Genomic DNA, 25,925 nt, shown 5'->3' with positions numbered 1-25,925 from the left:
TATCCCACGGACTAATTTATCAGTGTTATTACTCTAATACCAACATAAAATAAGAAAAAAGCGATATAATAAAGATCAGTTAAGCTTCAAAGATTTAACGCAAGGAATTATAAATAATGGTTAATCCAAACTACCCGCTGATAGATCTGCATCGTCATTTAGATGGCAATATTCGGCCAGCAACTATCTGGCAACTCGCACAGCAGCATCATATTGGCCTACCAACCGAGCAATTTGATGACTTTATCCCCTATGTTCAAATTCAAGACAGTGAAGCCGACCTATTGGCTTTTTTGCAAAAGTTGGACTGGGGAGTCAAGGTATTAAAAACACTTGATGACTGTAAACGTATTGCCTACGAAAATGTCGAAGATGCTTACAACGCAGGTATCGATTATGCAGAATTACGATTTTCTCCGTATTATATGGCCCAAACTCATCAATTATCACCGAGTGATGTGGTCGCTGCTGTTATTGATGGTGTGAACTCTGGAATGAAAGATTTTCCGGTAAAAATCAATCTAATCGGCATTCTAAGTCGAACATTTGGCGTAGAAAAATGTCAACTAGAGCTAAATGCCATACTCGATCATAAACAGCACATTACTGCTGTTGACCTTGCTGGTGATGAATATAACTTTCCAGGAGAATTATTTGTTGAACACTTTCGACAAATACGAACTGCAGATTTACAAGTAACCGTTCATGCCGGTGAGGCAGCCGGAAGTGAAAGCGTGTGGCAAGCTATCAAAGGGCTTGGCGCAACACGCATTGGCCATGGTGTTGCCATCTCGCAAGACAAAACTCTCACCGATTATATCAGACAACATAATATAGGCATCGAGTCCTGTTTAACTTCAAATTATCAAACTGGTACAATTAAAAACTTGGCTGAACATCCGATTAAAACATTTCTAGCGAATGAGCTATTAGTATGTTTAAACACCGATGATCCTGCGGTTGAAAACATTGAATTAAAACATGAATTTCAATTGGCTTCTGACCTACTCGGCTTTTCAGACAAGCAAATATTCCAATTACAACAAAATGCTTTGCAAGTGAGTTTTTTATCAGACAATGAAAAACAAGCATTACGCGATGCAAAATTGTAATATAACTGAATATAATAAATAAATAAGGAACCTCTATGACAGAAATCTTATTAGCACTTGTTGCCGGCACCATTGTTGGCTTACTGTTTTCCATTATCAAACTGCCTTTACCTGCGCCACCAGTACTTTCAGGTATTGCAGGAATATTTGGTATTTATTTAGGCGGAACAGCATATCACTGGATCGTCGAGCGCTTTTTTAGTTAGAATAGACTAGGATTAAATCAACATTAACACATCAGTAAAACACCCTTGATAGCAGCAACTTTGTTCAAAGGAACTGGCTAGAAACTTACTGAGATAAATTTTTTAAATAAGGTATATCTCATGGCAACACCTCATATTGAAGCTAAAGAAAACGAATTCGCTAAAACGGTACTTATGCCTGGCGACCCACTCAGAGCAAAATTTATTGCCGAAAACTTTTTAGATGATGCTAAATGTATCACTCGTGTACGTAACATGTTTGGTTATACAGGTACTTACAAAGGTAAACCTATCTCTGTGATGGGCTCGGGTATGGGCGTGCCATCAATTTCTATTTACGCCACTGAATTATATAAAGAGTATGGTGTAGAAAACATCATACGCATCGGCTCTTGTGGTGCCGTACGCGATGATATCAAAGTCAGAGACGTGATTATCGGCATGAGTGCCAGCACAGACTCCAATGTGAATCGCCAACGCTTCAATCAGTGTGACTTTGCTGCAACCGCAGACTTTTCTTTATTACAAAAAGTCGTCAATACCGCAGATAAAATCAATAAAAAAGTCCATGTAGGCAATGTATTTACTGCAGACTTATTTTACACACCACAACCTGAAATGTTTAAAACCATGGAAAACATGGGAATTTTAGCAGTAGAAATGGAAGCAGCTGGATTATATGGTGTTGCCGCCGAATTAGGTAAAAAAGCATTAGCCGTTTTGACTGTTAGTGATCACATTAAAACAGGCGAACAAACCAGCGCCGATGAACGTGAAAGCACGTTTAAAGATATGATGGAATTAACCTTAGAAAGTATCCTTTAATTCATCACCCTGTGATTGAACATAAAAAAAGGTTGGCGATTAAAGCCAACCTTTTTTGTTTAACACAATCAACAGCTCACATTAATAAAATTCAGCTTTGAATTCTACACCCCAGAATACGGGCTCGTTGACATAACCAGTCAAATTATTGAAGTCAATTGCACCAGTTAACTGCTCTTCATCGGTAATATTACGTCCATAAACAGCGACTTCATAATCTGCACCTTCAGCAAACCACTGGTAACCTACACGAATACCGCCTTCTAGTAATGCATCACCAGTAAATTCTTTTGATTCATATAAAAAGAAATTCACTTTTGAGCGATATGACCAATCACTGTAAACATACATTTCACCTTCACCGATTTCTTTGGTCCATCTCAGTGCTAGGTTACCAATCCATTCAGGTGATTGTGGTAATGGGTTACCGTCAATAATCGCTTGACCATCACCACGAAGACTATCAGTCACCGTACAACCACCACCACAAGGCGCAACACCAATAGAGCCGTCTTGTAATTCAGTATTGTTATAACTGACATTACCAGTTAAAACTAAATCAGGTGTAACAAATAATTCACCATCAAATTCAAAACCATAACCAACGGCTTTATCGGCATTTAATAAGCGAGCTAAATTACCTACACCACCAACAGCAGTTAACTGTTGATCACTGACTTGATAATAAAACACACTACCGTCTAAACGAGCCATATTATCTTCACTAACGGTTTTAAAGCCCGTTTCGACAGATGCAACCGTTTCAGAATCAGCTGTTGTGGCATTACCAGAGAATAATAAGTTACGCCCTTGGATACTCGGCGCTCGATAGCCGCGAGCAACACGCGCATAAAGGTTGGTTTCATCTGATAAGGTATAACTTAAGCTTAAATCACCACTAATTTGCGAATCATCAACCGATGCATCTTCACTAAAGCTTGGTGCGCCAAATGGCGACTGCACTAGCGTACCATCCCAGTCGCGTTCATCATTTGAATAACGAAGACCACCGTTTATACTGGCTTTATCAGATAATTCATAATCAAGTGAAGCAAAAATAGCCCATGCCGTCGTTTGCATGTTTTGCACAGCGATACCGTTTTGTTCACCATTAGCTAATGTATTAAAACTTAGGTTGTTAATGGTTAAATCTTCATCAAAGTAGAAAAAGCCAAATTGATAATCAAGCTGACCTAACTCATTACTCGAAATTCTTAGTTCTTGCGTTAGCTGCTCGTGATCTGGCATTTCAGCACCAGTTTCTGAAGGGAATGGAATAAACCCTGGGCCCATATAAGGTAAGAATGATGCGCCATAACCACCATCAATATCCCCTACTGAAAACATTTCAGCAGATTCATAACCACTGATCGATGTTAAGGTATAATCCCCAAAGTTATAGGTTAACTTCAAGTTAGCACCAGACATATCAACTGTTTGTTCATTACGGCTTGCAGCATCTTGATAAATGACTTCACGATCAAAATCACTGACTAAATCATTAGTGCCCGGTTTGATGATATTGGCACGGAAAACACGTGCATCGGCATCAGCATCACGGAAATGATAATTAAATAATGCTTCAAATTCATCGTTAGGTTGCCATAGCAATTGCACTCGACCTGCTGTTTCACCGTAACCACCAAGTTGATTATTTTCTTCAAAGCCTGGCGCTTTATTATCTAGCCAGTCATCTCTGTCTTGCTGTAATAACGAAACACGTGCTGACAAGGTATCAGTTAAACCACCACCAACAGCCAAACGAAAATCGGTAGAACCGTAACTACCAATACTGGCAGATAATTTGGCATCAAAGTCTTGAGCCGGTTTCTTTGACTGAACCTTAATGATCCCTGCCGTTGTATTACGACCAAATAATGTACCTTGTGGTCCCCTCAACACTTCAACACGTTCAATGTCGAACATTGGCATACCTTTGGTCAACGAGTTTTCGAGCACAACATCATCGTAAACCAATGAAACTGGTTGAGAAGCCAATAAATCAAAATCGGTATTACCTAAACCACGAATATAGAAACGAGGAAATGTACGACCAAATGAAGATTCAATCAATAAACTAGGTACTTTTGCTGAAAGTGCGCGCACATCCATACCCGAAGAACCTAGGACTTCCATTTTTTTAGTCGATAATGCCGATATGGCAATAGGTACTTCTTGTACATTCTCAGTCCGTTTACGCGCGGTTACTTCGATGACTTCAATACCAACAACTTCTTGCTTATTTTTCGCTGTGGATTCTTCAGCAACTGAAGCGGTTGAATAGCCAAACGCAGTCGCCATTAATGCCGCCTGCACACTGGTTGCTAGAGTGGTTCGTCCGAACATCTTCATTTAGTTCTCTCCCAAGGACTTAAAAGTAATGATTTTTTAGTGACTTATTCTTAAATAATATCGAGCACATTATAGCGCACAATATCAATTATTCATTATTTAACATCAGCTTTTGATAAAAACTAGTACCATATTCAAGCGATGGCAAATTGAACATTTCTGCAATAGTCTGCCCTAAATCAGCAAAGGTTGTTCTTTCACCAAGGTCGACTGAAGATATATGATGATGATAAGCCAACATAGGAACGTACTCACGAGTATGGTCACTACCGTGCCATGTTGGATCACAACCATGATCAGCCGTTAAAAATAGCACATCATCTTCATTCATCGCGGCAAAAATTTCAGGTAGACGCTGATCAAATGCTTGTAATGCTTCGGCATAACCTATGGCATCACGACGATGCCCAAAATCTTGATCAAAATTCACTAGATTAGTAAAAATCAAACTATTATCACCAGCGCTTTTCAAATGACCTATAGTAGCATCAACAAGTGCATCTATGCCCGTTGCCTTGGTTTTCTCACTGATACCTTGATGAGCAAATATATCAGAAATTTTACCAACACTAATAACGGTGCCACCTGCCTCGGTCAGTTTATCTAATACGGTAGGCGAAGGAGGTAAAACAGAGTAATCACGTCGATTGCCAGTGCGGATAAAATCTGCTGATGTCTCTCCGACAAAAGGACGAGCAATAACCCGACCAATATTATAGTCATCAAGTAACTCACGCACGGTTTCACAATATTGGTATAACTTTTCTAAACCGAAATGTTCTTCATGAGCAGCAACTTGAAACACACTATCAGCAGAGGTATAGCAAATAGGTAAGCCTGTTTTAACATGCTCTTCACCAAGTTTTGCAATAATGTCAGTACCCGATGCATGGCAATTACCAAGTATGCCATCTATGCCTGTTTTTTGATAAATAGTATCTAATAATTTTGACGGAAAACTTGGCGTCGTTTGATCAAAATAGCCCCAATCGAATAAAACAGGAACTCCTGCCATTTCCCAATGGCCGCTAGGTGTATCTTTACCACTGCTGATCTCGGCAGCATAACCATAGGCACCTTTATCTAAGCGATATTCTGCAATTGGAAAACTTTCCTTACCAGCAGACAAACATGCATCAACCAAACCCATAGAGGCTAAATGAGGTAAAGCAATTTTCTGTTGTTTCTGTTGATAATAGTATTGCGCAAGATGCGCAAAAGTATTTGCAGGAACATCGCCAAACTTGTCAGCATCGGGAGCATGTCCGATACCAAAGCTATCCATAACCAAAATAATTGCACGTGCCATTTCTTTACCTATATCAATTTCATCAAATTATTTCATGACCAAATAGTCAACTTATGTTAATTTAACACTTTCTATAACATAGTTATAGCGTAGATATTAACTAGATAGCAGATAAATAGGCAGAATCATGTCATTTATACAAGGAATACTAGCGGATTTACTCAAAGTTCGTTCATAATATACGCTTGGCTAGATATTACTGATTTTTAAACACCTAAGGCTAAGGCATTGCACACAATTAAACCCACCATTATCGCTATTACTGGCGCTTCAGCTTCAGGTAAAACCCTCTTTGCACAAACTATTTTTGATGAACTACTCTCTGAACTTGGTGCAAGTGGTATCACCATTATTAAAGAAGACGCATATTATCGCGCGCAAGATCATTTACCGATCCATGAACGTGAAAAAACCAATTACGATCACCCTAATGCATTTGAACATGAATTATTGTCAGCACATTTAACCCAATTATTAGACAACCAACCAGTTGAAATGCCTGTGTATTGTTATCAAACACATACGCGTACGCAAGAAACTACCTTAATACAGCCGACCCCCATCATCTTAGTCGAAGGTATTCTATTATTTACCGATCCTGTATTACGCAACTGTTTTGATATCAAAGTTTATATGGATACACCGCTCGATATTTGTTTAGTGAGACGAATTCAGCGTGATACTGTAGAGCGAGGTCGAAGTTTAGCCTCTATCACTAACCAATATTTAGAAACGGTCCGCCCAATGTATTATCAATTTATTGAACCAGCAAAAGCGTGGGCCGATCTTGTGATCACTAAAGGTGGAAAAAACCGTATGGCAATCGAAGTATTGAAAGCCAAAATAAGACAGCTCATTCAACGACATATATCATAAAATAATTAATATAATGAGGATATTATGAATTTAAGCGCACTCCATGGTGTATTAGGTATCGTCGCGATATTAGTCGCTGCATATTTATTATCTAATCACCGCAAGGCTATCAACTTTCGCACCGTTGGTTTTGCCTTTGCATTACAAGTATTACTCGGGGCCTTTGTACTTTACGTGCCCTTTGGCAAAGATGTTTTACAGTCCTTTACCAATGGCGTACAAGGCGTTATCGACAGTGCCAAAGCAGGTATTAACTTTATCTTTGGTGGTTTAGGAACCGATGCCATGTTTGAAAATGGTGTCGGCTTTGTCTTCGCTGTGCGCGTATTACCGGTCATTATTTTCTTTTCCTCGTTAATCGCAGTACTGTACCACTTAAACATTATGCAATGGGTGATACGTATTATTGGCGGTGGATTACAAAAGTTATTAAAAACCAGTAAACCAGAATCACTTTCTGCCACAGCCAATATATTTGTCGGTCAAACAGAAGCACCATTAGTTGTGCGCCCGTATATCGCAAAAATGACGCAATCAGAATTATTTGCCATTATGGTCGGTGGATTAGCTTCAGTTGCAGGTTCAATTCTGGCCGGTTATGCCGGTCTTGGCGTTGAATTAAAATATTTAATTGCAGCATCTTTTATGGCGGCACCCGGCGGTTTATTGATGGCAAAAATCATCATCCCCGAAACAGAGCAAGATAAAATTCAAACCAAAGAGCTTGAATTAACCGATAATGGTGATAAACCAGTCAACGTTATTGATGCTGCGGCCTCAGGTGCTGCATCAGGGGTTAAGCTAGCAGTTAATGTTGGCGCAATGTTGCTTGCCTTTATTGCCCTGATCGCACTATTAAACACGCTAGTCACTGGTGCTGGCAATTTACTCGGTTTTGAAGGAATAACCATTGAGTGGCTACTCGGTTATGTGTTCGCACCTTTTGCCTTTCTTATTGGTGTTCCATGGGATGAAATGCTCTACGCTGGAAGCTTTATCGGACAAAAAATTGTTGTGAACGAATTTTTTGCTTATGTCAATTTTGTCGAAATTAAAGATACCTTAACCCCTACTACCCAAGCAATTGTCACTTTTGCCCTCTGTGGTTTTGCTAACCTTTCATCTATAGCCATACTATTAGGCGGTATAGGTTCTATGGCGCCTAGTCGTCGCCATGACATTGCTAAGCTAGGCATGAAAGCCATGTTAGCCGCAACATTAGCCAATTTAATGAGCGCCGCTATTGCTGGCGTATTTATCAGTTTATAGAGAATAAACCATGAGTGATTTAAAAAGCATTGCCAAACTTTCAATTTCATTAATGGACTTGACCAGTTTAACCAATGAAGAAACCGAACAAGACATTATCAAGCTGTGCCAACAAGCTCAATCTTCTGACGGAGACACAGCCGCAATATGTATTTATCCTCGCTATATTCCAATTGCGAAAAAGCAGCTGGCAGAGCAAGGCAGTGACAATATCAAAATTGCCACCGTGACTAATTTCCCTGCTGGAGGCACCGATGTTCATCAAGCAGTGAAAGAAACCGCCGAAGCGGTAGCACTTGGAGCAGATGAAGTGGATGTAGTGTTTCCTTACCAAGCATTGATGGCTGGTGATGAACAGATTGGCGCAGAATTAGTCGCTGCATGCAAACGCGCCTGTGGTTCAAATGTACTATTGAAAGTGATTATAGAATCAGGCGAATTACAAACAGCAGCACTGATCAAAAAAGCCAGTGAAATTGCCATTAATGCAGGCGCTGACTTTATTAAAACCTCTACCGGTAAAGTACCAGTCAATGCTACCTTAGACGCTGCTACTATCATGTTAAGTGTCATTAATGAGCTTAACCCAAATGTTGGCTTTAAAGCCGCTGGTGGTGTACGTACCGTTGAAGATGCTAAACAATACTTATCGCTGACAATGGATACCTTAGGCGCTTCATGGCTCGACGCGACACACTTTAGATTTGGAGCAAGTGGTTTACTGAAAAATTTATTGGCCGTTATCAATGATGAAAGCGTAAGCCAAGACAATCAAGCCTATTAATAAGAACGCACAATGGCACAATTATATTTTTATTACTCGACTATGAATGCGGGTAAATCAACACATTTGTTACAATCATCTTATAATTACCGTGAACGTGGGTTAAACACATTACTATACACGGCATTAATTGATGATAGATTCGCACAAGGCAAGGTCACCTCTCGTTTAGGTATTGCAGCACAAGCGCAATTGTTCGATAGCGATAGTCATATTTTTAAGGAAGTTGAACACCTTCATGCTATCGAACATATTGATTGTGTTCTGCTTGATGAAGCACAGTTTCTTACTAGCGAGCAAGTCAGGCAACTAACCGATATTGTCGATTTATTGAACATCCCTGTCTTGGCTTATGGTATTCGTACTGACTTTCTTGGTCAGACTTTTACGGGTAGTGCTGCATTACTTGCTTGGGCAGACAAACTGGTTGAGCTAAAAACCATTTGTCACTGTGGTAAAAAAGCAAATTTTGTCATTCGACGTGATCAGGATGGCAAGGTAGCAACGGGTGGAGAACAAATCGAAGTTGGTGGTAATGAACGTTATGAATCATTATGTCGTTCACATTTTAAAGCATTGGTGTGGTAATAAGTTTCAACTAAACTTCACAATATTATTCAAAGGAGTCTGTTATGCCGGTTTATGCCAGTCACCACCCACTAGTAAAGCATAAAGTTAGTTTACTTAGAGATGCTCACATTTCAGTTAAATCATTTCGTGAGTTAACCAAAGAGCTTGCAACCTTATTAATGGTTGAAGCAACCACAGAGATGGCTCTGACACAAAAACCTTTAAGTTGTTGGTCAGGCAATATTTCAACGCCCATGCTTGCTGATAAACAGCCAACTCTCGTGCCCATATTACGAGCAGGATTAGGCATGCTCGATGGTGCGTTATCTGTACTACCCTGCGCTAAAATAAGTGTGGTGGGATTAAAACGAAATGAAGCATCAGTTAAACTCAATGCTCAAGGCCATGTTGATATCGCAATCGAGACATATTACGAAAACATCGTCAAAGATATTGCTGAGCGCCAAGCGATCATCATCGATCCTATGCTGGCTACCGGAGGCTCCGCTATAGCATGTATTGATATGCTTAAAGCTTCAGGTTGTCGTCAGGTCTCGGCATTATTTTTAGTTGCCGCACCAGAAGGCATTGCTGCGCTAGAACAAGCTCATCCTGATGTTACTATTTATGTTGCAGCCATTGACGAAAAGCTTAATGAACAAGGTTACATTTTACCTGGTCTAGGCGATGCTGGCGACAAAATATTCGGCACCTTGTAACGATTATTTACTCTACTACAAGAGGGGAAGTCCTCTCTTGTTCACCTTTAAGCAATAATAAACGCTTATACATCTAGCATTTTGTTGTTAACTCTATCGCTAACGAGTCCTGCATAACTGTGCACTTTAACTGTGCATCCGCGCTGCTAAGGTGCGAAAACCATTTACTAAAATACACCTTGCATCATTCAACTCATTGTTTTTTATAGAGTATTAATTTTTAAAATCAATGGCACTCCCTTTGCACTTATCCCCTCAGAAACTTATTAAATTATTTTGGGAGAATGATATGAGTGACCCAGTTGGCTTTAAGCTTTGGTCGTTTACCGGCAAAATAAAAATCCTCCACTTAAGTTGGATGGCATTTTTTATTACCTTTGTTGTGTGGTTTAACCACGCCCCTTTACTGGCTGTTATTGGTGATAGTTTAGGTTTATCTTCGAGTGAGATAAAAACCCTACTGATCCTTAATGTGGCATTAACCATACCAGCCCGAGTACTCATTGGAATGCTAACTGATAAATACGGACCCAAGCTGACCTACTCAGTGATCTTATTTTTTTGTAGTATCCCTTGTTTTATGTTTGCCTTTGCTGAGAACTTTGAACAAGCCGCCATTGCACGATTCCTATTAGGCTTTATCGGTGCAGGCTTTGTCATTGGGATTCGTATGGTCAGCGAATGGTTCCCTGCCAATGAATTAGGCACGGCTGAAGGCATTTATGGTGGTTGGGGTAATTTTGGTTCCGCAGCTGGAGCCATGTCACTTCCCGCCATTGCCTTATTTTTTGGTGGTGAAGATGGCTGGCGTTATGCCATTGCGCTGAGCGGGTTATTAAGCTTGATCTTTAGTTTTATTTGGTATTTTAATGTCACAGATACCCCTAAAGGTTCAACATATTTTAAACCCAAACAAACGGGTGCGATGGAAGTCACCAGTGTTGGTGATTTTTGGTTACTGCTGGTGATGAAGCTTCCTATGTATGGTGCACTCGCATTATTAACATGGAAGTTATCACCTAGTGGTGTTGGTATGCTCTCTGATACCATGGCTGCCCTTGCCTATTTATCATTAGTTGCCTTGTATATTGTTGAGTTAAAGCAGACTTATAAAGTGAATAGTCATGTATTTAGCAAACCAGTTGACGAAATTCATCAATATAAATTCAAGCAAGTTGCGGTACTCAACATTTTGTACTTTGCTACTTTTGGTTCTGAACTTGCGGTGATCTCAATGTTACCGTTATTTTTTGCCGAAGTGTTTAGTTTAGACATGGTATATGCTGGCTTACTTGCCTCTCTTTATGCCTTTATGAACTTGATGTCTCGCCCTGGTGGTGGTTGGTTAAGTGATAAGTTTGGCCGTAAAAAAACCTTGCTTATTTTAACGGCAGGTTTAGCCATTGGTTACTTTGCTATGTCATCAATCAATAGTAGCTGGCCATTAATCTTAGCTGTACTAACCGTGATGGCATGTTCGTTTTTTGTTCAAGCTGGTGAAGGCGCAGTATTTGCTGCAGTGCCATTAATTAAGCGCCGATTAACTGGACAAATAGCAGGGATGACGGGAGCATACGGCAACGTTGGTGCTGTTGTATACCTCACCGTATTATCTATGGTTGAATATCAAACCTTCTTTATTGTCATTGCGCTGACCGCAGTAGTTGGTTTTATTACCTTATTGTTTATGGAAGAGCCGCAAGGTACGATTACTGAAGTACGTGAAGATGGTTCATTAGAATTGATCAATGTCAGCTAAATCAGCGCCCATACCGGCTCAAAAACAAGCCCCAAAAAACACAACTGCTATTTTGCAGTTGTGTTTTGGTGGTTATTCTCACCAAGGGTGTAAGCCAGAGAATCAGGACGCCTTTGTGGTGAATGCTCCACAAAGTAGTAAACAATTGACCAAAGGCGCCATTGCGGCCATTGCTGATGGCGTCAGTAGTGCAAATCACGCAGCACAAGCCGCGCAATTAGCAGTCACACAATTTAGCCAAGAATTTTATGCAACACCTCCCACTTGGTCGACGAAAAAATCTGCCGTGAAGGTTCTTACCAGTTTAAACCAGTGGCTCTATGGGCAAGCAAGTACGTTATTTTCTCAGGCAAACAGTCACCATAATTCAACACCACAATGGTTAACCACTTTTTCTACCATTATCTTAAAGTCTGCAACAGGTTACATTTTTCATGTGGGTGACACTCGCATCAGTCGTTTCCGCCAAGAAGAATATGAAGTACTGACCCGAGATCATAACCGTAAGCAAGGAGGGAAACACCTCGTACTTACGCGAGCACTAGGCGCAGACAGCCGGATAAAAGTTGATTTCCAGCAAATTGATTTACAAGCAGACGACCTTATTTTACTGACCTGTGATGGCGTGCATGAGTTTGTTGAGGAAAAACAACTTGCCACAATAGTACAACAACTGCCTAAATGCCCTACCACACAGGCACTTGAATCAGCCAGCCAGCAGATCACCGCACAAGCAATTGACAATGGCTCTGATGATAATGTCAGTTGTTTACTGGTTTATATAAGGAAAACGGCGAAACGCGATTTAGTTGAAATTGAACGCGATATTATGAGCAAAGCCATTCCTCCTGCGCTAAAAGAAGGCATGAAGCTAGATGGTTACACGGTACATAAAGTGATCCACGCCAGCATTCGCTCTCACCTTTACTTAGTAGAAGCACCTGAGACTAACGAAAAGTTAATTCTTAAAACCCCTTCACAAAATTTTGAAGATGACACTATTTATTTACAAGGCTTTATTCGTGAGGCTTGGGTAGGTGAACGAATTAACCATCCACGGATCATGAAAGTAAAAACCGATAGCCAGCACAGCCAATTTCTCTATCATGTGTGTGAGTATATAGATGGACAAACTTTAGCTGACTGGATGCATGACAACCCCAAACCATCTATAGCACAAGTGAGAAGCATTACTTGGCAAATTATTACGGCATTGAGAGCTTTCCAGCGTTTAGAAATCGTACACCGTGACCTCAAGCCGGATAACATTATGATCGATAGATTTGGTTGTATAAAACTCATCGATTATGGCACTGCCCGCATTGCATCATTAGAGGAAAGCGCTGACCACATTGAAGAGGCTATACCGCAAGGCTCACTTAATTATATTGCTCCAGAAACGCTGTTATTGATGGAATCAAGCAATATCAGCGACTTATTTTCACTTGGCGTAATATGCTATCAAATGCTGTGTGGAGAATTACCGTTTAAACCAATGCAACGTGCACAAGTCACACAAAGCAGTTATGATGACTGGCAGTACCGCAGTATCAGACAATTTAGATCCGACCTGCCATTTTGGTTAGATCTGGCTTTACAACAATGTACTCACCCAGATCCAAAGCAACGCTATCAAGCATTCTCAGAATTTCATCAAGATTTAACTAAGCCTAACATTGATGCGGTAGCACATTATAAAAATCAACCCATCTTAGCGCGCAACCCAGTTAAGTTTTGGCAAAGTACATCGGCTATTTTGTTATTATTACTCTTGATTTCATTAGCGTTGTAAATAATGGCGTGGCGACAGTTTAGCAAATTACTGTCACTTATTATTTATTATCATTTTTTTGATTGGTTTTACCAAAGGAAGCATAGACAACACCAAGAACCGCGCCAACAACCAAACCAATACCAGGGTCATCAAAAACAAATCGCCCCAATATCATCCCTATTCCTGCTCCCATTGAAATAGCGATGCCCATCGATTTATTTTGCTTTGTCTGGCACATGACTCCCCCTTTATTAAGTATTATTAGCGACATTTAACTCACTGCTGCTTATTTTCCATACTTTTACCAAAGGCGATACCTAGTGCAATACCTATGGCAAGTCCAGCGCCAACATTTTCCATTGTATTACCGATAGCAATTCCGACACCTATTCCTAGTGCTATTGCTAAGCCGATAGCCAGATAATTCGTTTTTTTATGCTTATCTTTATCAGACATCATTAGGTCGTATTGACCTTTGTTTAATAATTCTACTGAGAGAAAAAATCACTTTAATCAAGGCGAAAATCGTGCCGTTTAGTCATCTAAATCAACCATTTTCAACGCAGAGTAAGCTGATTTTAGCCTCAGCCCTTCGGGCAATGGCTATTTTAGAAAACATAAACAAATATCAACACGCCCTTGCCCCTATTAAATCGTAAAAAATAGCATAATGGATTCACGAATAATCATAGTTGCCAACACAAGCCAAGACAATATAAACAACATAAAGCGCACTATCACTTTATCGATGGTGATTTGTATAATTGAATGAGCAATACGTATGATGGCATAAGCCCAGGCACAAATAACATAGACACTATCAACATGCCCTAAGGTGGCAATCGACAAAACAACCACATAAAACAACGTCGGCTGCTCAAAAAGATGGTTATAGTTATTGGAAACTCGATTGACTTCTTCAGGTAATAAGTCTTTTAATTTCGTCGTATCTTGTGCCTTTTGCGGATGAATACGAAATTTTTTCATCGCTGAAACACGGGTAAAATACATCCGTAGTGTCACCACAACCGTTAAAAGTGCAACAACAAACATCGGCTGAAAGATAGCAATATTATTCATATCATTCCTATTATTATTTAATAGCACCACTAGAACATGTTGCTCTAGTAAAGCGCTCATTCGCACCAATATAAAGCATAAAGCCCCGAATTAGAACACTAGGGGCTTGCTCTCACATCTCTTCTCCTTGTTTTTATTGATAATTTCATCTGGTGCAGTTTTTGCACTCCTCCAATCAAACGCACTATTAACTCGCTATTATTGGAATACACTTATGTTGTTTGGCCGAAAAAATAGAAAACCTATCTCTATTCCGACCAAAAAAGTTAAAGAATGGAAATACTCCACTTGTAACTATTGTTCTACTGGTTGTTCAATAGAAATAGGACTTGATGAAAACAAAAAGCTCGTTACCTCTCGTGGCCACGCTGGAGCAGACGTAAACCGAGGCAAACTTTGTATAAAAGGCTTATTAGAGCATGACTTATTTAATAGTCCCGGACGTGGTACTGAGCCATTAATTCGTGAAAAACACTATCATGACTTTGAGCCAACCTCATGGGATCATGCGCTAGATACAACTGCAGCACAAATAAAAAACATCCAGCAACAGTATGGACGTGATGCGTTTGCTGTTATTTCCACGGGTCAATTACTCACGGAAGAATTTTACACCTTAGGGAAACTGGTGCGAGGCTGTATTGGCACCAATAATTACGATGGAAACACCACTTTATGTATGGCTTCTGCGGTCAGTGGTTACAAGCGAAGCTTTGGCTCTGATGGCCCACCAGGTTGTTATGACGATTTTGAGCATACTCATTGTTTAATGGCCTTTGGTTCAAACTTACCAGAGCAACACCCTATTATCTACTGGCGCTTAAAAGAAGCGTTAGAAAAACGTAAATTTCCACTCATTGTAGTCGACCCTCGAGTCACTATGCTTGCTCAATTTGCCGATATACACTTACCCATTACCCCAGGCACTGATTGTGTATTAATTAACGCCATGATGCATGTGATCATCAATGAAGGCTTACAAGATCAAGACTACATTAACGCTCATACCCAAGGGTTTGATGAAGTAAAAGCACTGGTACAAGATTACGATCCCAAATCAGCTCAGCACATTTGTGGCATTGACGAAGATAAAATTCGCACGGTGGCGCGCCTGTATGCCAAAGCCCCTGCAGCCATGAGTATTTGGACCATGGGGATTAATCAATCAACCCATGGTTCTGATGGTGTCGCAAATATCAATAACCTCAACTTAATCACGGGGAATATCGGTAAACCCGGTGGCACGAGCTTATCGATTACCGGTCAGTGTAATGCCATGGGAACACGAGAATGGTCATCATGCTCAGGTTTACCTGGATACCGTTATTTAGAAAACGAAGCCGATCGACAGGAAATTGCCGATTTTTGGGGGATAGATGCTGAATTTTTCCCTAAAAAGCGCGGCTTGTCTGAAACAGACATATTCCCGGCAATTGAAACTGGCGAAATTAAAGGCTTGTGGATCGTTGCGACTAACCCGATGACTTCTATGCCCAACACAGGTCGTATCCGTAAAGCATTGGAAAAGCTTGACTTTCTGGTAGTACAAGATGTGTATCAAGACGTAGAGATGAACCAATATGCCCATGTTTATTTTCCAGCATCAGTCTGGGCAGAAAAACAAGGTTGCCATACCAATACCGAACGTCGAGTCAATTTGATCGATAATGCCTTAGCACCGTTTGCTAATTCAAAACCTGATTTTTGGATATTTAATCAGCTGGCAAAACGTTTCGACCATGGCAATATCATCCACTTTCCAGACCAGCCAGAGCAAGCATTTGAAGAAATGAAACAATTATCAAAAGGTGAAGATAGAACCTTAGATATTTCAGGCATGAGTTATGAAAAAATTATTCAAGCACGTGGTATTCAATGGCCCTATCGTGAAGGAAGTACCAGCTTAAAAGGTGATGCCCGCCTCTATACCGATGGTAAATTTCAAACCCCATCGGGTAAAGCCAATTTATTACCGATCAAATTTTACAATAATAACGAGCAGCCGTGTCAACAATACCCTTTTTGGCTGAACAGTGGTCGCGTAGTGGAACATTTTCATACCCGCACCCGAACAGGAAAAATAGGCAATTGTAATAAATTTAGCCCAACCCCTTATATGGAAATGAACCCCGATGCCGCCAATGAATTAGGCGTAACACATCAAAGTTATGTCAGGTTAACCAGTCGCCGCAGTGATGCCGTTGTCATGGTGCAATTAACCCACAGAGTACCGAGGAATATGGTGTTTATTCCGTTTCATTTTCACGATTGTGTTAATCGCCTCACCTTAGGCTTGCTCGATCCGCATTCACGCCAACCAGCATTTAAACAATGCTCTGTTCGTATTGAAGCGATAGATCAAAAAGAAGCCGCGCAATTAAACGTTGAAAGACGTGCGTTTTAACTCAAACGATTGAGGAATTATCCATGAATCAAGAAGTAAAAAAATCCCCATCAATTGACTCAGTCGTTGAGAGCTTTGATCCAACAACCATGTCCGTTGCATCATCAGCAGAGCAAGAAAATCGTTCCAATCATTGGGAAGTGAGAACGCAAGAGCAAGCCTATGCCTTTTTGTCAGATAAAGAGGTCGCCATCGAAAACCGCTACGGAAAACGCATTGATCTGGTTGAACTCACTGATAATCCCAAAGATCGCTCAATGTTTATCAATGAAAACCCTGAGGTCGGCTCAAATCCAAACCGTAATAAACAACACGGTTTCTTTTTTACCGCAGACAACTGCATTGGATGTCATGCCTGTGAAGCGGCTTGTTCCGAAAAGAACGAAAACCCAGCCCATATTGCTTTTCGTAGTGTTGGCTATGTCGAAGGTGGCTCATACCCTGATTATAAACGGATGAATATTTCCATGGCATGTAATCACTGTGATGATCCCGTTTGCTTAAAAGGTTGTCCAACCCGTGCTTACACCAAACATGCCGAATATGGGGCAGTATTACAAGATCCCGAAACCTGTTTTGGTTGTGGTTACTGTACTTGGGTTTGTCCATACAATGCCCCTCAGCTCGATCCTGAAAAAGGTCGGGTATCAAAGTGTAATATGTGTGTTGATCGACTAGAAGTAGGTTTAAAACCAGCCTGTGTTTCCGCTTGTGTTGGTAATGCCCTTGATTTTGGTGTGATTGAAAATACCCCAGAGAACCGCGAGCAATGTAAAACAAAAATCCCTGGTTTTCCTGATCCTGAAATCACTCATCCGAACATTCGTTTTCAACAAACGAAAACGTTACCGAATGAGCTTAACCGCACTGACTCGATGCCGGTTAAATATCACAAAGATAAAAACGGTGACTATCAGCCGGTGATTGATCAAAAAGCAGGTAAAGAAAAACAGTGGAATTTTACCAAACTTAACAGCCGTGAAAACCCCTTAGTACTGTTTACTTTATTTGCACAAGCAGCAATCGGTAGCTTTGCCATCGCATTTATTGGTGCTTTGGCTGGCATAGAAGCATTGGTACAATTTCGCCATTCAGATATGTTCTTACCTCTAACCATTTTATCATTGTTCATGACGGCATTTGCGCTACTAATGAGTGTCACCCATTTAGGCAAACCGATGCGCTTTTACCGTGGCTTTAATAATTTACGCTATTCACCGATGGCTCGAGAAGGTTTTGGTTTAGCCATGTTCGCTTTAGGTTGTGGATTAATGGCACTATTTTTATTGCCAACAAATACTTGGGTTGTTGAAATGTGTAAGCAAGTCGTTAACTTAGATATCACCCAATTTTTAGCGCCTGCTACAGCCAGATCTGCACAAACTTTTGCTGGTATGTTTGCACTTGTTGCTGGCAGTGGTGGTCTATATTACATGAACAAATGCTATCAAATAAAAGCACGTCCTTTTTGGCACCACCTTCAAACTGCAACAGCCTTTGTTGGTAATAGCCTGTCATTAGGCGCTATTGTTGCTGGCTTAGTGATAATAATCACCTTGACGGTGCAAGATGCTGAGCCTGAGTTATTGACACAAACATTAACCATTATTGGTAGTGTGTTTTTATTCGGTTTGCTTTTAGAAGCACTCGGTTTGATCAAACACAACCATGACATGAACCGTAGCGATAACGAAGGCGGCGCGGCCCATTATATTCAACAGACAACGTTCGGCAAAACCTATTGGTTTAGAAACATTCTGTTAGCACTGAATGTTGCGCTAACTGCCAGCATTTTATTGGCTGGTGCAACCATGGAATTATCCAGCACATTGTACCTATTTTGGTTAGTGTGTGTGTTAAGTTGCATTGTTACTGCACTTATTGGTCGCGCATTATTTTATATTTTAGTGATCCCAACCACTATGCCGGGCGCATTCTTTTGGAAAAACAAAAGTTTTGAGCAACACGCTAGAGATATCGGTTTAGCTGATAACCCTGCCACAGGTGTTAGCCCACACTGTCACTAATAATCATCAAAAACGACTAAGCAATTATACATTAATTCCATTGGTATTATATTATTGCTTAGTCGATTCAGGAGGTACTATGATAACAACCATAGCGCAAACCGTAGGCAAAACATGTGTGGTTGGTTTAAGCTATTTTGACCATCAGGCAAACTTGCTTAAACAAACGACTCTAGCTGGTACTGTCATCGAAGCAGACACCAAAACCGGCATTACCTTAGCTTTGGCCAATAATGACACATCAGCAACAACTCAAGCGGCTCATTTCATCTTACCCACAGCATTATCCTGCTGGTTTACTGCTCCAAAAGGAGATTTTCATACCAGTGATAAACAAGTAAAAATATCGGATCCTGATTATTTTGTTACTTGGGATATATTTCAAACCAAACCGAGTAGCAACGATGGCGAACATCAATGGTGGCAATGGTTTCCAAGAAATACACCTCCGCAAATAAATGCGCAATCATAGAATTCGGTAAGCGCCTGACTTCTATACTATACTGAGTGAATATTGAAACATTCACACACACAAAAGGACATGATTCATGACAGAATATGTAGGCTCAACCTCTGCTCGACCGGATCTTGATTGGAGTCAATTAAAAGAAACCATCTTAATGTTAAACCTTGCTGTCGCTCAAATAGACCAATCACTTAACGAGGGTGACGCATCTGTTTCTACTTTATCCAGCTCTTTTACCGCCCTTGCCACTAATTTATCTGATATCAAATCCTCGGTTGAACACCTACATGCAGATGATCACCAAAACGATAAAATGAGAACCATTATTGAAGGTTCTGCAGAAACAGGCTTAGACAAAGTACATACCGCAATTGTCGCTTTTCAGTTTTATGACAAACTGACCCAACGCTTAGATCATGTTAGTCAAAGTCTGAGCGACCTGTCTGCATTAATTGCTAACCCATCCGCCTTATATTCACCAACAGAATGGCAAAAACTACAAACATCTATTCGTAGCAAATACACCATGGAAGAAGAACGGAAAATGTTTGACAACGTAATTTCAGGCATGCCCATTGAACAAGCGTTAGATATTTTCAGAAGTGAAAAACAAGCGAATCAAGAAGATGAAGATGATATCGAATTGTTTTAGCTCATCTTATGGTATTACTTCGAAGTTGAATGAGTTAAGCGTTGTCTACCTTTAACATCAGGATCATGATTTTCCTCTCATTCAATTCAGAAAGTTTAAATAATAAAAAAATAACGACAAAGTCATCTAATAGCGATATGCTTATTAGGTCACTTTTTCGTCAATCATTCAAACTGTTATATAAGTAAGAGCACCTTTATGTCAGAAGCAACCACTACAGTAACTATTTTATATTACAAAGAAGATTCTTTGATCATGGAGCATGAGACCAAAGATTATCCTAAAAATAAAAATGGCCGTATTATTATTCCACCTGAATTTAAAGAAGGTAAAAATATTTTGGCTGTCTGTTTAGGTGAGATCACTATCGTTAATAAGTTCGGTGACCGCATTCTTGGGGTCGATGTAGAAAATAATTAACAACGCACAATTATATACAACACGCCCACTTTACCATATCTCAACCGCCCTGCTTTAGTGCAAACTTCAGTTCAAGCTAGTGCACCATAGTCACTATTACACCACCTGAAAAATACAACTCATTGTTAAATAACATATTTTCTATATGGCATTTACCTTGCTCTTTCACTAGTAAAAAACAACCTTACCCAAAAAGTCATTGAACACTTGTTCTGCTTGAACAGCAAAACAATAAATGAGTAGGAAAAATACTATGAGTTTACACGCACTATCTCAACCCGCCGATAAGCAACGCATTGTTGTTGTTGGCAACGGTATGGTCGGCCACCATTTTGTTGAACAATTTACTGAAAATGATAACTACCAGTTAACGGTATTATCTGCAGAACCTCGATTAGCCTATGACAGAGTTCATTTATCTGAATACTTTACGGGTAAAACCGCTGACGATCTGGCGCTTACTACACCAGAGCAATACCAAAAACTCGGTGTTGATTTTCACCTTGATGCTAAAGTAGTTGAAATTGATAAATCAGCTAAAACGGTTCGAACAGCACAAGGACAAATTTTTGCTTATGACAAATTGGTATTAGCAACGGGGTCTTACCCATTTGTACCACCCATTCCAGGTAAAGAGCGCGAACATTGCTTAGTGTACCGAACCATTGATGATCTCAAGCAGATCCAAGCATCTGCTAACCAAGGTAAAGTTGGTGTTGTTGTTGGCGGTGGCTTACTTGGCCTTGAAGCAGCCAATGCATTAAAAGAATTAGGATTAGACACTCATGTCGTCGAGTTTGCCCCGCAGTTAATGGGCGTACAACTAGACCAGTTAGGCGGTCAACTACTAAGAAAGAAAATCGAAGACTTAGGCGTCAGTGTTCATACCGAAAAAGCCACACAACAGATAGTCGATGGTGAGCAATGTGTGCATCGAATGGAATTTGCTGATGGTAGCTATTTAGAAACTGACTTGATTTTATTCTCCGCCGGTATTCGTCCTTACGATAATTTAGCCCGTGAATTTGAACTCACCATTGGTGAACGCGGAGGCATAGTGGTTAATAATCAATGCCAAACCTCAGATGAACACATTTACGCCATTGGTGAGTGTGCGCTATGGAATAACTTCATTTTTGGCCTTGTCGCTCCCGGTTACGCCATGGCGAAGGTAGCTGCAGGCCATATTCAAGGTGAAACAGAAAGCTTTACTGGTGCAGATATGAGCACCAAATTAAAATTAATGGGAGTGGAAGTTGGCTCTATTGGTGATGCTCATGCCAAAACAGCGGGCGCACAATGTTTTACTTACCAAAATGATCGCGATGTGATCTATAAAAAAATAGTGGTCAGTCAAGACGGTAAAAACTTACTGGGTGCCGTACTAGTAGGTGATACCAGTGAGTACGATACACTGTTGCAATACGCATTAAATGGCATTGAATTGCCTGAAAACCCAGATTCACTGATCCTACCGAGCAGTAATGAAAAGCCAAGTTTAGGAGTTGATGCCTTACCAGATAGTGCCACTATTTGCTCATGCTTAAACGTCACTAAAGGCGATATTGTCGGTGCTGTTGATGCGGGAGCTACTGATATCGCCTCAGTCAAAGCAGTCACTAAAGCCAGTACCGGTTGTGGCGGCTGTGCAGCTTTACTAAAAAATGTCGCTGAGCATGAATTTGCCAAGCGCGGTTTGGAAGTGAAAAAAGATATCTGCTCACACTTTGCTTATAGCCGCACTGAACTATTTCATATCATCAAAGCGGAAAAAATCCGTAACTTCGATACCTTGCTAGAAAAACACGGCCAAGGCATGGGGTGTGAAATTTGTAAGCCAGCAGTAGGTTCAATTCTCGCTTCAATCTGGAATGACTACATCTTAAAAAGTGATCATTTACCATTACAAGACACCAATGATATTTACTTAGGTAATATGCAAAAAGATGGCACTTATTCGATTGTGCCACGTATGCCAGGCGGAGAAGTCACACCAGATAAACTCATTGCTATTGGTGAAATAGCGAAAGAATATAATCTGTACACCAAAGTAACCGGTGGTCAGCGTATCGATTTATTTGGTGCGAGAGTGGATCAATTGCCTGATATTTGGGAAAAGCTGATCGCAGCAGGGATGGAAACCGGACACGCTTACGGTAAGTCATTACGGACCGTTAAATCATGTGTCGGCAGTACTTGGTGTCGCTACGGCGTACAAGACAGTATGTCGATGGCGATTTTTCTGGAAAACCGCTACAAAGGATTACGAACACCACACAAAGTTAAATTTGCGGTTTCTGGCTGTACCCGTGAATGCGCAGAAGCACAAAGTAAAGACATAGGGGTTATTGCCACCGAAAACGGTTGGAACCTTTATGTGAGTGGCAATGGCGGCATGAAGCCACGTCATGCCGATTTATTTGCCACCGATTTAGACGATGCGACCTTAGTAAAATATATCGACCGTTACCTAATGTTTTATGTACGCATGGCCGACAGATTACAACGCACCTCTGTATGGCTTGAAAGCCTCGAAGGTGGACTAGAGTACATGCAAAAAGTGGTCATTGATGATCACTTAGGTATCAATGATGAATTAGAAAAACAGATGTCTGCCGTGGTCGATAGTTATCAATGTGAATGGAAAACAACGATTAATAGCCCTGAACAACTAAAACGCTTTAGACAATTTGTGAACTCGGATAAAACCGACACTAGCATTCAATTCGTCAATGAGCGTGAGCAAATTCGTCCAGCAACAATAACAGAAAAAGCAGCATCGGGATTATTAATCGACACGGTCACAATTACCGATAAATCTGATGAATTAACACCGGCTTAATGCCAGCATAAGCACAGAGGATAAGAAAATGAGTAACTCAAAAGCTTGGCAAACTATCTGCCAAACACAAGATTTAGTGAAACATTCTGGTGTTTGCGCCTTACTGGAAAACGAAGAGCAAATTGCTATTTTCCAAACCGATGATCAGCAAGCATTTAGTATTTCTAATTGGGATCCTGCCGGTAAAGCCAACGTATTATACCGAGGCATTATTGGTGATGAAAATGGCGAGATATTTGTCGCTTCACCACTGTACAAAGAGCGGTTCTCACTACAAACTGGTAAATGTTTAGACGATGAACAACTGGCTGTCACTAGCTATCAAACGCGCATTATCAATGATAATGTCCAAGTGCTTATTTAAGCCATGCTATTAACGAATTAAAGTGGGCATATCGCCCACTTTTTACGTTCATATCAAACAGTAATCATGCTAACATCTGTCAAAAATTATTATCCCCACAGGTTATTTGATGAAAATCATCTCTTTTAATATTAACGGTCTACGTGCCCGCTTACATCAATTACAAGCCATCATCGACAAACATCAACCAGATATCATTGGTTTACAAGAAATTAAAGTACATGATGACGCTTTTCCATTAGCCGATGTTGAAGCTATGGGTTATCAGGTATATTTTCATGGTCAAAAAGCCCATTATGGCGTGGCAATGTTATGTAAAAAACCTGCTGATGCTGTTATTAAAGGCTTCCCCACCGATAGCGAAGAATCTCAAAAGCGTATGATCATGGTGCAAACTACCAATGAGCAAGGAGAAAAAGTCACGGTATTAAACGGCTATTTTCCTCAAGGTGATAATATAGCCCATGAAACTAAATACCCTTATAAGCGTCAATTTTACAAAGACTTAATGGTGTATTTAAACGAGCATCATACCCCTGATGAACATGTGGTGATCATGGGTGATATTAATATTTCACCGATTGATTTAGATATCGGCATTGGTGAAGTAAATCGCAAACGTTGGCTAAAAACCGGTAAATGTAGTTTCCAACCGGAAGAACGTGAATGGTTAGCCACCCTGATGAACTGGGGTTTTACCGACACCTTCAGAATGCTGCATCCAACGCGAGCAGAACGCTATTCATGGTTTGATTACCGTTCTCGTGGTTTTGATGATAATAGAGGCTTACGCATAGATGTGATCTTAGCTACCGAGAAAATGGCAGCAACCTGCGTTGAATCTGATGTTGATTATGAATTACGCGCTATAGAAAAACCGTCAGATCACGCACCAATTTGGTCGACATTTCAATCATAAACACGCTTGAGGGAGTGAACTCCCTCAAACTAACGAAAACACTATGCAATCATCTGCTCAATACCGCTGCCCTATTTGTCAGCACTCGTTAAGTTTAAACGATACAACTTTTCGTTGTACGAATAATCACTGTTTTGATTTGGCAAAAGAAGGTTACGTCAACCTGTTACCGGTGCAATTTAAACACTCTAAAGATCCTGGTGATAACAAAGCTATGGTAAATGCACGCCGCGCCTTTCTTGAACAGGGATACTATCAACCCTTAGTTGACAAGCTCATCAACCTTTACCAGCAATATGGTGAACAACAAGGTCAGCTGTTTGATGCCGGTTGTGGTGAAGGTTACTACACTCACCAGCATAAAAATGCCCATAACCAAGTGTATGGTATTGATATCGCAAAAGAAGCGGTAAAAAAAGCCGCGAAAAAATATCCAGACTGTAGCTTTAGTGTCGGTACATTATCGCAACTCCCTTTTGTTGATAATCACATTGATTGGCTTGTTTCTATCTACGCGCCAATTTTAGAGCAAGAATTTACTCGTGTACTCAAGCAGCAAGGCTTTTTATTAACAGTAACCCCAGCAAAACAGCACTTATTTGAGCTAAAGCAGCAAATTTATCAACAAGCCAATGAACATGATGTAACACGTCAACCGATTGAAGAGTTATCATTAGTACTTGAAGAGCAGGTATCTTACCCAATGACACTCAAAACGGGCACTGACATTATTAATCTACTGTCTATGACGCCTTTTGCCTTTAAAGCAACAGAGCAAGTTAAACAACAACTTGCTCAAATGAGCGAATTTACTTGCCAAGCTGACTTTTTGATCCGTTTATATCAAAAATAGCTTAAACCCTTGTCTTCAACCTATACTGATAGATATACCAATTGAAATAAATATTTAATTCACTTGCTATCATTTATTTATTCAAATTTGATCTGAGGTGATGAATGGCACAGGCGAAACGAGCAGCAGATAAGCCGTATAAAATTGATGTTGAAGCGGGTAAAAATTACTTGTGGTGTGCCTGTGGCGAAAGCAGCAAACAACCATTTTGTGATGGTTCACATAGTGGCAGTGCATTTACACCGGTAATATATAAAGCAACCGAAAGTAAAACGGTACTTTTTTGTGGTTGTAAAACAACTAAAAAACCGCCACTGTGTGACGGTTCGCATAATAATTAATT

At 40.3% G+C, this 25,925-nt stretch carries 25 protein-coding genes; 20 read left to right on the top strand and 5 right to left on the bottom strand.

Annotation, left to right across the window (positions count from 1 at the left end; translation table 11 throughout):
- Positions 1-116 precede the first annotated feature (116 nt).
- From add to deoD, 3 genes are all read left to right on the top strand, one after another.
- Complete coding sequence (gene add, locus IV514_RS12115; RefSeq protein WP_206485532.1) at positions 117-1,112, top strand: adenosine deaminase; 996 nt, start codon at positions 117-119, stop codon at positions 1,110-1,112.
- A 35-nt stretch (positions 1,113-1,147) separates the two neighbouring features.
- Positions 1,148-1,318, top strand: coding sequence for a XapX domain-containing protein (locus tag IV514_RS12110; protein ID WP_206485531.1), 171 nt, complete (start codon positions 1,148-1,150; stop codon positions 1,316-1,318).
- A 120-nt stretch (positions 1,319-1,438) separates the two neighbouring features.
- On the top strand, positions 1,439-2,143 hold the full coding sequence (gene deoD / locus IV514_RS12105; protein ID WP_206485530.1) for a purine-nucleoside phosphorylase: 705 nt from the start codon (positions 1,439-1,441) through the stop codon (positions 2,141-2,143).
- An 81-nt stretch (positions 2,144-2,224) separates the two neighbouring features.
- Here the strand turns inward: deoD and IV514_RS12100 are convergent, their stop codons facing one another.
- Both IV514_RS12100 and IV514_RS12095 read right to left on the bottom strand, forming a co-directional pair.
- Positions 2,225-4,495, bottom strand: coding sequence for a TonB-dependent receptor (locus IV514_RS12100; RefSeq protein WP_206485529.1), 2,271 nt, complete (start codon positions 4,493-4,495; stop codon positions 2,225-2,227).
- Positions 4,496-4,583: 88 nt separating this feature from the next.
- Positions 4,584-5,804, bottom strand: coding sequence for a phosphopentomutase (locus tag IV514_RS12095; protein WP_206485528.1), 1,221 nt, complete (start codon positions 5,802-5,804; stop codon positions 4,584-4,586).
- Between the two features lie 237 nt (positions 5,805-6,041).
- Between IV514_RS12095 and udk the strand changes: the two genes are divergently transcribed.
- The 7 genes from udk to IV514_RS12060 all read left to right on the top strand — a co-directional run bounded on the left by udk (position 6,042) and on the right by IV514_RS12060 (position 13,573).
- On the top strand, positions 6,042-6,680 hold the full coding sequence (udk, locus tag IV514_RS12090; protein WP_206485877.1) for a uridine kinase: 639 nt from the start codon (positions 6,042-6,044) through the stop codon (positions 6,678-6,680).
- A gap of 24 nt (positions 6,681-6,704) precedes the next feature.
- Positions 6,705-7,949 (top strand): NupC/NupG family nucleoside CNT transporter, encoded by a 1,245-nt coding sequence (locus IV514_RS12085; RefSeq protein ID WP_206485527.1) that lies wholly within the window; start codon positions 6,705-6,707, stop codon positions 7,947-7,949.
- A 10-nt stretch (positions 7,950-7,959) separates the two neighbouring features.
- Complete coding sequence (gene deoC, locus IV514_RS12080; protein ID WP_206485526.1) at positions 7,960-8,733, top strand: deoxyribose-phosphate aldolase; 774 nt, start codon at positions 7,960-7,962, stop codon at positions 8,731-8,733.
- Positions 8,734-8,745: 12 nt separating this feature from the next.
- Positions 8,746-9,321: a thymidine kinase gene (locus IV514_RS12075; protein WP_206485525.1), complete on the top strand. Its 576-nt coding sequence runs from the start codon at positions 8,746-8,748 to the stop codon at positions 9,319-9,321.
- 44 nt (positions 9,322-9,365) lie between these two features.
- Complete coding sequence (upp, locus tag IV514_RS12070; RefSeq protein WP_206485524.1) at positions 9,366-10,022, top strand: uracil phosphoribosyltransferase; 657 nt, start codon at positions 9,366-9,368, stop codon at positions 10,020-10,022.
- Between the two features lie 289 nt (positions 10,023-10,311).
- Positions 10,312-11,781, top strand: a complete 1,470-nt coding sequence (locus IV514_RS12065; protein ID WP_206485523.1) for a NarK family nitrate/nitrite MFS transporter — start codon at positions 10,312-10,314, stop codon at positions 11,779-11,781.
- A complete protein-coding gene (locus IV514_RS12060; protein ID WP_206485522.1) occupies positions 11,771-13,573 on the top strand; it encodes a bifunctional protein-serine/threonine kinase/phosphatase in 1,803 nt (600 codons plus the stop codon). The genes IV514_RS12065 and IV514_RS12060 overlap by 11 nt, the downstream gene beginning before the upstream one ends.
- Before the next feature lie 40 nt (positions 13,574-13,613).
- Here the strand turns inward: IV514_RS12060 and IV514_RS12055 are convergent, their stop codons facing one another.
- The 3 genes from IV514_RS12055 to IV514_RS12045 all read right to left on the bottom strand — a co-directional run bounded on the left by IV514_RS12055 (position 13,614) and on the right by IV514_RS12045 (position 14,635).
- Positions 13,614-13,826, bottom strand: a complete 213-nt coding sequence (locus tag IV514_RS12055; protein WP_206485521.1) for a hypothetical protein — start codon at positions 13,824-13,826, stop codon at positions 13,614-13,616.
- Between the two features lie 5 nt (positions 13,827-13,831).
- Positions 13,832-14,014 carry a hypothetical protein gene (locus tag IV514_RS12050; RefSeq protein ID WP_206485520.1) on the bottom strand — a complete coding sequence of 61 codons (183 nt, stop codon included), beginning with the start codon at positions 14,012-14,014 and terminating at the stop codon, positions 13,832-13,834.
- A gap of 189 nt (positions 14,015-14,203) precedes the next feature.
- On the bottom strand, positions 14,204-14,635 hold the full coding sequence (locus IV514_RS12045; protein WP_206485519.1) for an MAPEG family protein: 432 nt from the start codon (positions 14,633-14,635) through the stop codon (positions 14,204-14,206).
- 214 nt (positions 14,636-14,849) lie between these two features.
- On the opposite strand from IV514_RS12045, the gene IV514_RS12040 reads away from it, so the two are divergent.
- The 10 genes from IV514_RS12040 (at position 14,850) to IV514_RS11995 (ending at position 25,923) form a co-directional block, all read left to right on the top strand.
- Positions 14,850-17,039, top strand: a complete 2,190-nt coding sequence (locus IV514_RS12040; RefSeq protein ID WP_206485518.1) for a nitrate reductase — start codon at positions 14,850-14,852, stop codon at positions 17,037-17,039.
- A gap of 23 nt (positions 17,040-17,062) precedes the next feature.
- The gene (locus IV514_RS12035; RefSeq protein ID WP_206485517.1) at positions 17,063-19,066 is read left to right on the top strand and encodes a DmsC/YnfH family molybdoenzyme membrane anchor subunit; all 2,004 of its coding nucleotides are present in this window, start codon (positions 17,063-17,065) and stop codon (positions 19,064-19,066) included.
- Positions 19,067-19,145: 79 nt separating this feature from the next.
- A complete protein-coding gene (locus IV514_RS12030; protein WP_206485516.1) occupies positions 19,146-19,538 on the top strand; it encodes a hypothetical protein in 393 nt (130 codons plus the stop codon).
- Between the two features lie 76 nt (positions 19,539-19,614).
- Positions 19,615-20,184, top strand: coding sequence for a hypothetical protein (locus IV514_RS12025; protein ID WP_206485515.1), 570 nt, complete (start codon positions 19,615-19,617; stop codon positions 20,182-20,184).
- A gap of 198 nt (positions 20,185-20,382) precedes the next feature.
- On the top strand, positions 20,383-20,604 hold the full coding sequence (locus tag IV514_RS12020) for a TIGR02922 family protein (RefSeq protein WP_206485514.1): 222 nt from the start codon (positions 20,383-20,385) through the stop codon (positions 20,602-20,604).
- A gap of 253 nt (positions 20,605-20,857) precedes the next feature.
- Entirely contained in the window at positions 20,858-23,446 is a 2,589-nt protein-coding gene (gene nirB, locus IV514_RS12015) for a nitrite reductase large subunit NirB (protein ID WP_206485513.1), read from the top strand.
- Positions 23,447-23,474: 28 nt separating this feature from the next.
- Positions 23,475-23,810: a nitrite reductase small subunit NirD gene (nirD, locus tag IV514_RS12010; protein ID WP_206485512.1), complete on the top strand. Its 336-nt coding sequence runs from the start codon at positions 23,475-23,477 to the stop codon at positions 23,808-23,810.
- Positions 23,811-23,919: 109 nt separating this feature from the next.
- A complete protein-coding gene (xthA, locus tag IV514_RS12005) occupies positions 23,920-24,729 on the top strand; it encodes an exodeoxyribonuclease III (protein WP_206485511.1) in 810 nt (269 codons plus the stop codon).
- 43 nt (positions 24,730-24,772) lie between these two features.
- Entirely contained in the window at positions 24,773-25,582 is an 810-nt protein-coding gene (gene rlmA, locus IV514_RS12000) for a 23S rRNA (guanine(745)-N(1))-methyltransferase (RefSeq protein ID WP_206485510.1), read from the top strand.
- 104 nt (positions 25,583-25,686) lie between these two features.
- The gene (locus tag IV514_RS11995; protein ID WP_206485509.1) at positions 25,687-25,923 is read left to right on the top strand and encodes a CDGSH iron-sulfur domain-containing protein; all 237 of its coding nucleotides are present in this window, start codon (positions 25,687-25,689) and stop codon (positions 25,921-25,923) included.
- The last annotated feature ends 2 nt before the right edge of the window (positions 25,924-25,925 follow it).

Source organism: Thalassotalea sp. G2M2-11, from assembly GCF_017168195.1.
In the GTDB taxonomy this organism is placed as follows: Bacteria; Pseudomonadota; Gammaproteobacteria; order Enterobacterales; family Alteromonadaceae; genus Thalassotalea_E.
Note: the sequence above shows the minus strand (reverse complement) of the source record. Positions and strands in the feature narration are given on the sequence as shown.

Coding starts and splice junctions, on each gene's coding strand:
- IV514_RS12025 (WP_206485515.1), top strand. CDS start 19,615: ATGACAGAATATGTAGGCTCAACCTCTGCTCGACCGGATCTTGATTGG.
- IV514_RS12095 (WP_206485528.1), bottom strand. CDS start 5,804: ATGGCACGTGCAATTATTTTGGTTATGGATAGCTTTGGTATCGGACAT.
- xthA (WP_206485511.1), top strand. CDS start 23,920: ATGAAAATCATCTCTTTTAATATTAACGGTCTACGTGCCCGCTTACAT.
- IV514_RS12045 (WP_206485519.1), bottom strand. CDS start 14,635: ATGAATAATATTGCTATCTTTCAGCCGATGTTTGTTGTTGCACTTTTA.
- IV514_RS12085 (WP_206485527.1), top strand. CDS start 6,705: ATGAATTTAAGCGCACTCCATGGTGTATTAGGTATCGTCGCGATATTA.
- IV514_RS12035 (WP_206485517.1), top strand. CDS start 17,063: ATGAATCAAGAAGTAAAAAAATCCCCATCAATTGACTCAGTCGTTGAG.
- nirD (WP_206485512.1), top strand. CDS start 23,475: ATGAGTAACTCAAAAGCTTGGCAAACTATCTGCCAAACACAAGATTTA.
- IV514_RS12050 (WP_206485520.1), bottom strand. CDS start 14,014: ATGATGTCTGATAAAGATAAGCATAAAAAAACGAATTATCTGGCTATC.
- rlmA (WP_206485510.1), top strand. CDS start 24,773: ATGCAATCATCTGCTCAATACCGCTGCCCTATTTGTCAGCACTCGTTA.
- IV514_RS12030 (WP_206485516.1), top strand. CDS start 19,146: ATGATAACAACCATAGCGCAAACCGTAGGCAAAACATGTGTGGTTGGT.
- IV514_RS12065 (WP_206485523.1), top strand. CDS start 10,312: ATGAGTGACCCAGTTGGCTTTAAGCTTTGGTCGTTTACCGGCAAAATA.
- upp (WP_206485524.1), top strand. CDS start 9,366: ATGCCGGTTTATGCCAGTCACCACCCACTAGTAAAGCATAAAGTTAGT.
- deoD (WP_206485530.1), top strand. CDS start 1,439: ATGGCAACACCTCATATTGAAGCTAAAGAAAACGAATTCGCTAAAACG.
- IV514_RS11995 (WP_206485509.1), top strand. CDS start 25,687: ATGGCACAGGCGAAACGAGCAGCAGATAAGCCGTATAAAATTGATGTT.
- IV514_RS12055 (WP_206485521.1), bottom strand. CDS start 13,826: ATGTCGCTAATAATACTTAATAAAGGGGGAGTCATGTGCCAGACAAAG.
- IV514_RS12040 (WP_206485518.1), top strand. CDS start 14,850: ATGTTGTTTGGCCGAAAAAATAGAAAACCTATCTCTATTCCGACCAAA.
- deoC (WP_206485526.1), top strand. CDS start 7,960: ATGAGTGATTTAAAAAGCATTGCCAAACTTTCAATTTCATTAATGGAC.
- IV514_RS12110 (WP_206485531.1), top strand. CDS start 1,148: ATGACAGAAATCTTATTAGCACTTGTTGCCGGCACCATTGTTGGCTTA.
- IV514_RS12100 (WP_206485529.1), bottom strand. CDS start 4,495: ATGAAGATGTTCGGACGAACCACTCTAGCAACCAGTGTGCAGGCGGCA.
- IV514_RS12020 (WP_206485514.1), top strand. CDS start 20,383: ATGTCAGAAGCAACCACTACAGTAACTATTTTATATTACAAAGAAGAT.
- IV514_RS12075 (WP_206485525.1), top strand. CDS start 8,746: ATGGCACAATTATATTTTTATTACTCGACTATGAATGCGGGTAAATCA.
- add (WP_206485532.1), top strand. CDS start 117: ATGGTTAATCCAAACTACCCGCTGATAGATCTGCATCGTCATTTAGAT.
- IV514_RS12060 (WP_206485522.1), top strand. CDS start 11,771: ATGTCAGCTAAATCAGCGCCCATACCGGCTCAAAAACAAGCCCCAAAA.
- nirB (WP_206485513.1), top strand. CDS start 20,858: ATGAGTTTACACGCACTATCTCAACCCGCCGATAAGCAACGCATTGTT.